The sequence below is a fragment of the Aquabacterium sp. OR-4 genome, assembly GCF_025290835.2.
GTDB lineage: Bacteria > Pseudomonadota > Gammaproteobacteria > Burkholderiales > Burkholderiaceae_C > Pseudaquabacterium.
Genome location: NZ_JAOCQD020000003.1, coordinates 743,493 through 754,181, shown reverse-complemented (window position 1 = coordinate 754,181; position 10,689 = coordinate 743,493). Strand labels below are relative to the sequence as shown.

Here is a 10,689-nt window from a genome sequence, read left to right as displayed (position 1 = left end):
CCTTCCAGGAGAACCCCGCATGCCCATGGTTCAAAAGGCCTCGCAACGCTGGCGCCTGCTGGCGCTGCACCTGGCGCTGCTGCTGTTCATCGCGCTGAGCCTGGCGCCGCTGCTGAGCATCGTGTCGATCTCGCTGCGGCCGGGCAACTTTGCCGGCGGCAGCCTGATCCCGCGCGAGATCAGCTTCGAGCACTGGCGCCTGGCGCTGGGCCTGCCGGTCTTCGACGCCCAGGGCCGCCTGGTGCCGCCGCCGTTTCCGGTGCTGCAGTGGATTGCCAACTCGCTGAAGGTGGCGCTGGCCAGCGCCACGGCCGGGCTGCTGCTGTCGCTGACAGCGGCCTATGCCTTTGCCCGCCTGCGTTTTGCCGGCCGGCAGTTCACGCTCACCAGCATGCTGCTGCTGCAGATGTTTCCGGCGGTGCTGGCCCTGGTGGCGGTGTACGCCATCTTCGACCGCCTGGGCGAGTGGCTGCCCTGGCTGGGCCTCAATAGCCACTGGAGCCTGGTGCTGGCCTACTGCGGCGGCGTGGCCCAGCACATCTGGCTGATCAAGGGCTACTTCGAGAGCGTGCCCGAAGACCTGGAAGAAGCCGCCGTGGTGGACGGCGCCAGCCGCTGGCAGGCCTTTGTGCTGGTGCTGCTGCCACTGGCGCGGCCGGTGATCGCGGTGGTGTTCGTGCTGGGCTTTCTGGGCGCGATGATCGAGTACCCGCTGGCCTCGGTGCTGCTGCACGACGAACAGCAGCTGACGCTGGCGGTGGGCTCGCGGCTGTTCCTGTTCAACCAGCGCTACCTGTGGGGCGACTTCGCCGCCACCGCCCTGCTGGCCGGCATTCCGCTCACGCTGATGTTCCTGCTGATGCAGCGCTGGCTGGTGGCCGGCCTCACCGCCGGCGGCGTCAAATCGTGATGGCGGCTCTGGCAGCATCGGTGCATGTCCGCGCCGGTGCCCACGCCCAGTCCAACACCATTGACCACCCCATTGGCCACCCCAATGACCACCCCATTGGCCACGCCGCTGCAGCAGCATCTGCACACCCTGCTGGGTGAGCTGCCCGCGGCGCCCCAGGCCGTGGCGGCCGCTGCGCGCCCGATCCAGTGCGCCGCCGGTACCCCGCTGCTGCGCGCCGGCGAGCACTGGACCTGCCTGTACTGGGTGGCCCGCGGCGGCCTGCGCCTGTACTACCTCGACCGCCAGGGCCAGGCCTCGAACAAGAACTTCTTTCTCGATGGCGCGCTGCTGTGGCCGCTGACGCCAACCCTGGCCACGCAAGCGGTGGATTTCTGGATCGAGGCCGTCGAGCCCACGCAGCTGTGGGCCGTGCCGGCCGCCGCCTGGCAGCAGGCCTGCACCGAGGCACCGGGCTGGCCGGCCTGGCAGGCACTCGAGCGCCGCACCCTGGCCGCGCTGCTGGATGACAAGATGCGGCGCGAGCAGCAGTTTCTGCAATGCACCGCCACGCAGCGCTACCAGGCGCTGTGCGCGCAGCGGCCCGAGTGGCTGTCGCGCCTGCCGCTGCGGCACCTGGCCTCGTACCTGGGCATCACCGATGTCGCGCTGTCGCGCATCCGCCGCCGCCTGAACCCGGGTTAAGGCGCCACGCCGGCCGGGCCGGCACAGTGGCGCCATCGCAGTCAACGGAGCAGCACATGCAGCGCGCCACCCACCTCCTGGCCTGGGCCGGCCTGGCCCTGGCGGTGTTCAGCCTGGGCATCATGGCCGGGTTTTTTGGCACCTACTCGGCCAATGTCAACCTGGCCACCCGCGAGCTCAACGGCGCCACCTACGCGCTGGTGCAGTCGGGCTTCAACCGCAACGTGCGGCATGCGCTGTTTTTTGCGTTCTTCTTCAGCCCGCCGCTGCTGTGCCTGCTGGCCCTGGCCGATGCCTGGCGCCAGCGCCCGGCCTGGTGGTGGCTGGTGGCCGGCATCGGCCTGGCCTATGCGCTGGGCATCGTGCTGTTCACGCGGCAGGTCAACCTGCCGCTGAACCACCTGACCGAGTCGTGGACGGCCGCCACGCTGCCGCCCGACTGGGCCGCCACCCGCGACGCCTGGAACCGCGCCAACGCCTGGCGCGCCGCCTGCAGCGCCACGCTCTTTGCGCTGGCCCTGGCCGCGCTGTGCTGGCGTGCCCGGCGCTGAGGCCGGGCGCTGAGGCCGGGCACTGTTGCCTGGCGCTATGGCCCCGGCCTCATTGCTTGGCACCCTCGCTCAGCCGGCGCCCCAGGCCCACGGCATAGGGCGCCGCACGCGCGGCCAGCATCGGATCGGCCGAGGGCTCCACGCCCTTGGGCAGCACCATCGGGTTGAAGGTGATGTTCAGGCACTCGCCACCGGCGTCCGGGGCCACGCTCAGCAGCTTCAGCACACCCAGCCGGAGCTTGGGCCGGCCTTCGGGCAGCGGCACGGTGGCGTTGTCGAGGCGGTCACCGGCCTGGGCCAGCTCGAGGTTGAAGTGGAAGGCCACCGTACCGTCCTTCACGCGCTGGCGCAGCTCGTCGAACAGAAAGTTCGGGCCCTTGGCCTTGGCCTCGTCGTCGCTGAGGCCCTGCACGCCGGCCACCGGCTCGAACACCCATTTGCCGAACTGCCGCGCACCGCTGGCATTGACAAAGGCAAAGGCATGCACGCCCCAGTAGTTGACCGTGCCAAAACTGGCCGGCACCGGCTGCGACGCAAAGTGCCGGCCCTGCAGCAGCACCTCGGGGTTGGCATCGGCAAAGGCCTTGACCCGGGCCGCATCGGGCATCCGGGTGGCCGGATCGGGCTGCAGCGAGGCCAGGCGGCCCAGAAACTGCTGCGGCGTGACCGCGCCGAACACCGGCGCCGAGATGTTGCCCATCTGCCAGACCTCGCCGCCGGGCAGGTTGAACTGCAGCGCCATGTTGCGCTGCGACTTCGCGTTGTCGGCCGCCTTGGGGTTGGCGCCGCCCACCGAGAAGCGCAGCAGCACCGGCACCGGCCGGCCGCTGAAGGCCGTGGCGGTGGACAGGCCGCGCGCTTCGGCCGTGCCGACGAACTCGCCCGTGGCGCAGATGCCCTTGGCCCCCGAGCGGCGGTAGCCCTCGAACTTGCCGAAGCTGGCCTCGAACTGGTTGAGAAAGGCACTCGGATCGACCGCGGCCTGGCTGGCGGCATCGGCCGCCATCTGCGCCTGGGCGTTCAGGCACAGCGCGGTGCTGGCCAGGGCCAGGGCGGAAAGGAGGGGCTGGGTCTTGGACATGGCTGCTCGCTGGGTTGACAGGGTGCATGGGTGCTTCGGCCGTGGTGCCGCTGCCCGCCGCCGGCCTTGGCCAGCGGCGGCCATCTCGGCCCACGTGCCCTGCCCAGTCGCTGGGGCGGCGCAATCCTTACAGCGCGGCGCTCCACGGCCTGTCGGCGCTCAAACCACCAGGCTTTCAGGCCAGCCGCACATCAACCCGTCTCGCCCAGCGCGCGCGCAATGCGGTTGCGCGCCACCCGCGCCTTGGGCACCGGGTGGTCGAACCAGGCGCGCACGTCTTCGTCCAGGCCGATGCCGTGCATGTAGTTGTAGATGGCCTTGCGCAGGCCCACGCCCAGCTGGTCGTGGTTGGTGCCGGTGGGGTCGGTGAAGCCGACATCGTTGCGCGCGAACACGCGCCCGCCCTCGGGCATGGGCAGCGGCTGCAGGCGCACGCCATAGGCTGCCGGGTCAAGCCCCACCGGCGAATGCACGGTGCAGGCGAAGCGGTGGAAAAACCCGCTCTGGATGCAGCCCTCGGCAAACAGCTGGCGCACGTACTCGAGCGCGTCCACCGTCTCCTGCACCGTCTGCGTGGGAAAGCCGTACATCAGGTAGGCATGCACCAGGATGCCGGCCTCGCTGAAGGCCCGGGTCACGCGGGCCACCTGGTCAACCGTGACGCCCTTGTTCATCAGCTGCAGCAGGCGGTCGCTGGCCACCTCGAGCCCGCCGGTCACGGCAATGCAGCCGCTGTCGGCCATGGCCTGGGCCAGCTCGCGGTTGAAGCTCTTCTCGAAGCGGATGTTGCCCCACCAGCTGATGGCCGTGCCGCGGCGCTGCAGCTCGGCGCTCAGCGCCTTCAGGCTCTTGGGCGGCGCCGCCTCGTCGACGAAGTGAAAGCCGGTCTGCCCGGTTTCGGCCACCACGGCCTCGATGCGGTCAACCAGCAGCTCGGCGCTGGCCGCCTCGTAGCGGCCGATGTAGTCGAGCCCCACGTCGCAGAAGCTGCATTTCTTCCAGTAGCAGCCATGGGCCACGGTGAGCTTGTTCCAGCGGCCGTCGCTCCACAGCCGGTGCATGGGGTTGAGCATGTCCAGCAGCGAAAGGTAGCGCTGCAGCGGCAGGCCGTCCCAGGTGGGCGTGCCGGTCTGCTCGAACGGGATGTCGGGCTCCTGCCAGTTCACGTACTCCACGCGCTGGCCATCGGCGCTGCGGCGAAAGCAGCGCACCAGGCGCTGCGGGCCGCGCCGGCCCTGCAGGTGCTCGATCAGCGCCAGCACCGGGCGCTCGCCGGCGTCGAGGGTGATGAAGTCCACCGCGTCGAAGATGCGCGGATCGGCCAGCTCGCGCAGCTCGGTGTTGACGTAGCCGCCACCCAGCGCAATGCAGATCTGCGGGTGCTGCGCCTTGATGGTCTGCGCGATGCGCAGCGCCGCATACGCCGCGCCCGGAAAGGGCACGCTCAGCAGCACCAGTGTGGGCTGGTGCTGCGCAATGCTGGCCAGCGCCAGATCGTGCAGCAGGCGGTCGACCAGCGTGGGCGCGGCGGCCAGGGCCTGGGCCAGCGGCTCGTAGCTGGCCTGGCTTTGCGCCAGGCTCTCGGCGTAGCGCACGAACTCGAAGCGCGGGTCGGCGGCGTCCTTCACCACATCGGCGATGTCGTTCAGAAACAGCGTGGCCAGGTGCTTGGCGCGGTCGGTCTGGCCCAGCGCGCCAAAGGCCCAGGCCATCGGGTCGCCGCCGTCGGGGTCGTCGTACACGTCCAGGCTGCGAAAACGCTCGCCCTCGGGCAAGAACTCGCGCCCGGCAATGCGTTGCGCCAGCGTGCCGTCGCGGCCCTGCAGAAAGGCCACCGCCGGGCCGATGGCGGCGCGGTAGCGCGCAAACTGCGCCAGAAAGCGGGCCACACGTGGCGTGCGCTGGCGCGGCGCCTGGGCCTCGGCCTCGGCGCGCAGGGCCTCCAGCCCGCCGGGCGACAGCAGCGCCAGGGCCAGCGCCAGGGCCAGGTCATCCTGCTGGGCATGCAGGCCCTGGCTGCGCAGAAAGCCGGTGAGGTACGCGGTGGACGGGTAGGGCGTGTTGAGCTGCGTCATCGGGGCGATGAGCGACAGCACACGCATCGGCGATGGCGGGGCGGCAGGCGGCACGGGCACGGACATGGCGCGATTGTCGGTGCCGCGGCCGCCGCTCAGCGCGGCACGCGCGAGACCTCCAGCCAGCCCAGCGGCTGGCCCTGGTTGCCCCAGGCCTGGCGCACCCAGCTGGCCACGGCAGCCATCTCGTCGTCATTGAGAAACTGCGGCGGCATGCCATGCGGCCGCTGGTGGCTGGCGGTGGCCGGCGCAAAGCCGCCATGCCGCAGCGCCTGCACCAGGTTCAGCGCGGTGGGCAGGTTCACGCTGCGGTTGCCGGCCAGCGCCGGGTAGATGCCGGCCACGCCCTCGCCGCGCGCGCCGTGGCAATCGGCGCAGTGGCGGGTGTAGAGCTGCTGGCCGAGGGCGCGGCGCTCGTCGCTCAGGGGGCTGGGCGGGGCCGGGCGCTCGGCGGGCCCCGGGCAGGGCAGGCGGGCCAGGTGGGCAGCCACGGCGCGCAGATCGTCTTCGGGCCAGTACTGGGTGCTGGCCAGCACCACCTCGGCCATCGGGCCGGCCACGCTGTCGGGGCCATGGCGGCCGGTGCGCAGCAGGCTCACCAGGCCAGCGCTGCGCGCGGCATCGGGCGGGCCGCTGCCCTCGGCTCCGGGCCGGGCGGTGAGGCAGGCCAGCGCCGGCGCCTCCCAGTCGCCCATCGGCATCAGGCCGCCACGCAGCGCCTCGGGCTGGATGCGGCCGCCCAGCGCATTGCGTGCGGCATGGCATTCGGCGCAATGGCCAGGGCCGCGCACCAGCCAGGCACCCCGCTCGGCGCTGGGGCCGGGCGCCGGGGCTGCCGCGGCCTCGGCCGGGCGGAAGTGCAGCACGCGCCACACCGCCAGCGCCGGCTGGCTGCCGAAGGGCCAGCGCAGGGCGTGCGGCGGGCGCGCTGCCGCCACCGGCGTCTGCGCGCACAGCCAGGCGAACAGCGCATCGCTGTCGGCCCGGCCGATGTGGGTGAAGCTGGTGTACGGAAAGGCCGGCACCAGCCGCCGGCCATCGCGCCCGCGGCCATGGTGCAGTGCGCGCCAGAAGTCGTCGGCGCTCCAGTGGCCCAGGCCGGTGGCCGGGTCGGGCGTCAGGTTGCCGGCAAACACGGTGCCGAAGGGCGTGGCCAGGGCGCGGGCCCCGGCCAAGGCGGCCCCCCCCGGGGCGGTGTGGCAGCCGGCGCAATTGGCCAGCCGGGCCAGCGCCGCACCGCGGGCCAGCGTGGCGGCATCGGCCGGCGGCGGCCCGGCGGCGGGTGTGGCCGGCTCGGCCGGCAGGCGGTCCAGCCAGGCCACGGCCGCGGCCGCGGTGGCCAGCAGCACGGCCAGCAGCGCGCCCAGCACGGCCAGGCGGCCGCGCAGAGGGTGACGGTAACGATGAGGGCGATGGCCGGCCATGCTCAACGCGCCGGCTCGGGTGCCGCGCCGCAGCGCAGCGGCATCGGTGCCGGCAGCGCGGCCACGGCGCGGTGATCGGCCGGCATCGGCTGTGCCGCCAGCCAGGTGGCCACCGCCGCCACCTCGTCGGCGTGCAGCGCCTGCGCCACCTGGTGCATGCAGTCGGGCGCCAGTGCCCGCCGCGTGCCGGCGCGCCAGGCGCCCAGCTGCGCGCTCACATAGGCCTGCGGCAGGCCCAGCAGGCCCGGCACGGCCGGCGCCAGGCCGGTGAGAGCGCTGCCATGGCAGGCCGTGCAGGCCGGCAGGCGGCGCGCGGCGTCGCCCTGGCGCACCAACTGCTCGCCGCGCGCCAGCAGGGCCGGCGTGGCGGCCACCGGCGCCGGTGGCGGCCAGGGCAGGTCGAGCGAGGCGAAATGCTGCGCGATCTCGCCCAGGTAGGCGTCGCCCAGCGGCGCCATCAGGCGGGCCATGCCGTCATGACGGCGCTGGCCGTCGCGAAAGTTCAGCATCTGCCGGTGCAGGTAGCCGGCCGGCTTGCCGGCGATGCGCGGCACGAAGGCGCTGCCCACGGCCCGGCCCTCGGCGCCATGGCAGGCGGTGCAGGCCATCACCCGGCGCGCCATCGAGTCGAGCGGTGGCGACGCAGCGGCCGGCTGCGCCGCCGCCAGGCCCGGCGCCATGGCCCAGGCAAACGCCAAGGCCCAGGCAAACGCCAAGGCCGCCACCAGGGCGGCCAGCAGACGGGGCATGGGCAGGGCGTTCATCGGCCGCGGCACTGTAGCCTGCCGCCACGCGGCGTGGCCGGCGTGCCGCGCCGGCTCACACGCGGTAGTCGGCCACCAGGGCGTGCAGGCGCTGAGCCTGTTCCTGCAGGCTTTCGGCGGCGGCGGCGCCTTCTTCCACCAGCGCGGCGTTCTGCTGCGTGGCCTGGTCGAGTGCGGCGACCGACTGGTTGACCACGTCGAGGCCCTGGCTCTGCTCGCGGGTGGCCACGCTGATCTCGGCGATCAGGCTGCCCACCTGCTGCACGCCGGTGACGATCTCGGTCATCGTGCGGCCGGCGCCTTCGACGGCGCGCGTGCCCTGCTCGACCCGCTGCACCGACGAATCGATCAGCCCGCGGATCTCGCGCGAGGCCGCCGACGAGCGCTGCGCCAGCGTGCGCACCTCACCGGCCACCACGGCAAAGCCGCGGCCCTGCTCACCGGCACGGGCGGCTTCCACCGCCGCGTTCAGCGCCAGGATGTTGGTCTGAAAGGCGATGCCGTCGATGGTGCCGATGATGTCGGCGATCTTGCGCGACGACTCCTGGATGCCGGCCATGGTGTCGACCACGCTGCGCACCGCCTCGCCGCCCTGGCGGGCCACGTGGTGGGCGCTGTCGGCCATGCGGTTGGCCTCGGCGGCGGTGTCGGCGCTCTGGCGCACCGTGCCGGTGAGCTGCTGCACCGACGAAGCGGTCTGCTGCAGATTGCTGGCCGTCGACTCGGTACGGTGGCTCAGATCGGTGTTGCCCGAGGCCACCTCGGTGCTGGCGATGCGGATCGAATCGCTGCTTTCGCGCACCTGCTGCACCAGCCGGCGCAGGGCCGACTGCATGCTGGCCATGGCGTCGTGCAGCCGGCCCAGCTCGCTGCGCTCGCCGGTGGTGTTGAGGCTTTCGCTGAGGTCACCGTCGGCAATGCGCTGGGCCGAGGCCTGCAGCTGGCCCAGCGGCGCGGCCAGCGAGCGCGCCAGTTGCAGGCCCGAGACCACGCAGAGCACCACCGTCAGCAGCACCGCGCCCAGAAACACGCTGCGCGCGGTGACGATGGCCTGGTCCACCGTGGCCCCCATGGCCTTGGCGCGCTCTTGCTGGAACTTGACCACATCGGTGGCCACGCCCATGTACTCCTCGGCGATCTTCTTGAAGCTGGCGCCGGTCTGGGCCAGCTTGGAGGCATCGCCGCGCGCGGCCAGCATCTCGTCGCGGGTGGCCAGGTAGCGCTTGCGCACCTCGGCCAGGCGCTCCTGGCCGGCACGGCCTTCGGGCGTGGTCTCCAGCTCGGCGTAGCGCTTCTGAACCTCGCTGGTGCGGGCGCTGGTGGCCTTGATCTTGTCGGCGAAGTGTTCCTTGAGGCTCTCGTCGGCGCTCAGGCCCAGCGCCAGGGCGCGCTGCGAATTGGTGGCGATGGCTTCGCGCCACTCGTTGGCCAGGGCCAGGCGTTCGGCCTGTTCGGTCACCAGGCTGTGCGTGGCCGCCTGGGTGGACGCCAGCTGCGGCAGCGTGACGGCGGTGACGGCCAGCAGCAGGGCCACGATCAGGCCATAGGCCAGCGCCAGACGCTGACCGATGCGCCAATGGGCAGTGAAGGACATGAGAAGGCTTTCAAACGTTGAACGACAAGGCGTGATCGGTCTCACCAGCGCGCAACTGCCCTTGCGCCGTGGACGATCCATGGCTTTGTCTTCGGCCCCCCGATCGCCGGCATGGAGTGCACACACCGGCCAGACCGTGAACTAGCGCACGGCCCAGGCGGCCAGGGAGCCAAGGCGCCCGGCCTGCCTAAGCTGCGGCGCCTTGGCGCCCGGCCTGCCTAAGTTGCGGCGCCTTGGCGCCCGGCCTGCCTAAGTTGCGGCGCCTTGGCGCCGCAGGGATTCCCGCCGCGCCAGCCACACCGTGGCGGCACTGATCACGCTGCCGCCCAGCAGCGTGGCCGCGCTGGGCAGATCGGCAAACAGCAGCCAGCCCATCACCGCCGACCACACCAGGTCGAGAAACCGAGCCGACTGCGTGGCCGAGATGTCGGCCGCGGCAAAACCGCGGGTCAGGCAGTAGTGGCCCGCGCTGCCCAGCACGCCGCACAGCCCGAACAGGCCCCACTGCACCAGGCTCAGCGACTGCCAGTGCCACAGGGCCAGCGGCAGGCTGATGACCGACACGCTGATCGACTGCCAGACGAGGATCACGCCCGCGCTCTCGTGCCGGGTCATGGCCTTGGTCAGCAGGAACGAGGCTGCGAACACCGGCGCCGAGGCCAGCATCACCAGGTGCCACACCCCGCCCGAGCCCGACAGCTTGGGCCCCACGATGATCAGCACGCCGCCAAAGCCCAGCAGCGTGGCCAGCCAGCGCTCCCAGCGCATGGGCTCGTGGAACACCAGCCACGCGCCGATCATGATGAAGATCGGCCCGGTGAAGCCGATGGCGGTCATGTCGGCCAGCGGAATGCGCGGCAAGGCCATGAACCACAGGCCCAGGCCCAGGGTGTGCACCGCACCGCGGGTGAACTGCGCCGTCACGTCCTTGGGCCGATAGGCCGCCCAGCCGGCCGGCAACACCACCGGCAGCAGCACCAGCAGGCCGACGAAGTAGCGCAGAAACTGCGCCTGGAACGGATCGACCTGCTGCGTGAGCCCGCGCATCACGGCATTGAGCATGCTGAAGATCAGGCCCGAACTGCTGACCCACAGCAGGCCGCGGGTGGTGGGGCTCCAGTGGGCGGTGCGCCGCACGGCCCGCTCGGACAGGCTGCGCCAACGCGTGGCAAGGGTGATCACAGGCACAGGGCAGGCCGCCTGCGCGGCCACGGACAGCAAAGCGCCGAGCGTCGGTGATCGAGGGCCTGGTGCGCAGTCAACCCGGGGACAGCCGGCCGTGCGCGCGCTCGGCCCGCCGCCCCGCCCACCGGCTCAGTCGTGCGGCGGCAACTCAATAGTGCGGCGGCAACTCAATAGTGCGGCGGCAACTCGTCGCGCAGGCTGCGCATCGCGCCACTGCCCGCATCGGCCGAGCCCGCCTGGCTGCGCAGCGACAGCACCTCGCGCACCAGGGCGTCGATCTGGGTCTGCTGGCGCACGATCACCTCGTTGAGGCGGTCGAGCGCGTCTTCGGCGTAGCTGAGCTTGATCTCCAGCTCGGTCAGCCGGTGGTCGGTGGGGTCAATGGGGTCGGTCAGGTCGGTCAGATCGTCGGGCATGGCCC

General features: G+C 72.0%; 10 protein-coding genes. 3 read left to right on the top strand and 7 right to left on the bottom strand.

The features are described 5' to 3' along the window. Positions 1-19: 19 nt before the first annotated feature. From malG to N4G63_RS25090, 3 genes are all read left to right on the top strand, one after another. Positions 20-910, top strand: a complete 891-nt coding sequence (gene malG / locus N4G63_RS25100) for a maltose ABC transporter permease MalG (RefSeq protein ID WP_260789705.1) — start codon at positions 20-22, stop codon at positions 908-910. An 84-nt stretch (positions 911-994) separates the two neighbouring features. Then, entirely contained in the window at positions 995-1,594 is a 600-nt protein-coding gene (locus tag N4G63_RS25095; RefSeq protein WP_260789704.1) for a Crp/Fnr family transcriptional regulator, read from the top strand. Positions 1,595-1,650: 56 nt separating this feature from the next. Continuing rightward, positions 1,651-2,145: an anthrone oxygenase family protein gene (locus N4G63_RS25090; RefSeq protein WP_260789703.1), complete on the top strand. Its 495-nt coding sequence runs from the start codon at positions 1,651-1,653 to the stop codon at positions 2,143-2,145. A 49-nt stretch (positions 2,146-2,194) separates the two neighbouring features. Here N4G63_RS25090 and N4G63_RS25085 read toward each other — a convergent pair whose 3' ends face one another. From N4G63_RS25085 to N4G63_RS25055, 7 genes are all read right to left on the bottom strand, one after another. Further along, positions 2,195-3,226 carry a catalase family peroxidase gene (locus tag N4G63_RS25085; protein ID WP_260789702.1) on the bottom strand — a complete coding sequence of 344 codons (1,032 nt, stop codon included), beginning with the start codon at positions 3,224-3,226 and terminating at the stop codon, positions 2,195-2,197. 191 nt (positions 3,227-3,417) lie between these two features. Further along, positions 3,418-5,367, bottom strand: coding sequence for a B12-binding domain-containing radical SAM protein (locus N4G63_RS25080; RefSeq protein WP_314600283.1), 1,950 nt, complete (start codon positions 5,365-5,367; stop codon positions 3,418-3,420). Between the two features lie 29 nt (positions 5,368-5,396). Next, positions 5,397-6,725 carry a c-type cytochrome gene (locus N4G63_RS25075; RefSeq protein WP_260789701.1) on the bottom strand — a complete coding sequence of 443 codons (1,329 nt, stop codon included), beginning with the start codon at positions 6,723-6,725 and terminating at the stop codon, positions 5,397-5,399. A 2-nt stretch (positions 6,726-6,727) separates the two neighbouring features. After that, complete coding sequence (locus N4G63_RS25070) at positions 6,728-7,474, bottom strand: c-type cytochrome (protein WP_260789700.1); 747 nt, start codon at positions 7,472-7,474, stop codon at positions 6,728-6,730. A 70-nt stretch (positions 7,475-7,544) separates the two neighbouring features. Beyond that, the gene (locus N4G63_RS25065; protein WP_260789699.1) at positions 7,545-9,083 is read right to left on the bottom strand and encodes a methyl-accepting chemotaxis protein; all 1,539 of its coding nucleotides are present in this window, start codon (positions 9,081-9,083) and stop codon (positions 7,545-7,547) included. A 249-nt stretch (positions 9,084-9,332) separates the two neighbouring features. Next, entirely contained in the window at positions 9,333-10,220 is an 888-nt protein-coding gene (locus N4G63_RS25060) for a DMT family transporter (RefSeq protein ID WP_314600282.1), read from the bottom strand. A gap of 215 nt (positions 10,221-10,435) precedes the next feature. Next, a complete protein-coding gene (locus N4G63_RS25055; RefSeq protein WP_260789697.1) occupies positions 10,436-10,684 on the bottom strand; it encodes a SlyX family protein in 249 nt (82 codons plus the stop codon). Between the last annotated feature and the right edge of the window lie 5 nt (positions 10,685-10,689).

Bases quoted from the DNA above. Each gene is read 5' to 3' on its own strand.
- N4G63_RS25090 (WP_260789703.1), top strand. From the start codon at position 1,651: ATGCAGCGCGCCACCCACCTCCTGGCCTGGGCCGGCCTGGCCCTGGCG.
- N4G63_RS25075 (WP_260789701.1), bottom strand. From the start codon at position 6,725: ATGGCCGGCCATCGCCCTCATCGTTACCGTCACCCTCTGCGCGGCCGC.
- N4G63_RS25085 (WP_260789702.1), bottom strand. From the start codon at position 3,226: ATGTCCAAGACCCAGCCCCTCCTTTCCGCCCTGGCCCTGGCCAGCACC.
- N4G63_RS25095 (WP_260789704.1), top strand. From the start codon at position 995: ATGACCACCCCATTGGCCACGCCGCTGCAGCAGCATCTGCACACCCTG.
- N4G63_RS25070 (WP_260789700.1), bottom strand. From the start codon at position 7,474: ATGCCCCGTCTGCTGGCCGCCCTGGTGGCGGCCTTGGCGTTTGCCTGG.
- N4G63_RS25080 (WP_314600283.1), bottom strand. From the start codon at position 5,367: ATGTCCGTGCCCGTGCCGCCTGCCGCCCCGCCATCGCCGATGCGTGTG.
- malG (WP_260789705.1), top strand. From the start codon at position 20: ATGCCCATGGTTCAAAAGGCCTCGCAACGCTGGCGCCTGCTGGCGCTG.
- N4G63_RS25065 (WP_260789699.1), bottom strand. From the start codon at position 9,083: ATGTCCTTCACTGCCCATTGGCGCATCGGTCAGCGTCTGGCGCTGGCC.
- N4G63_RS25055 (WP_260789697.1), bottom strand. From the start codon at position 10,684: ATGCCCGACGATCTGACCGACCTGACCGACCCCATTGACCCCACCGAC.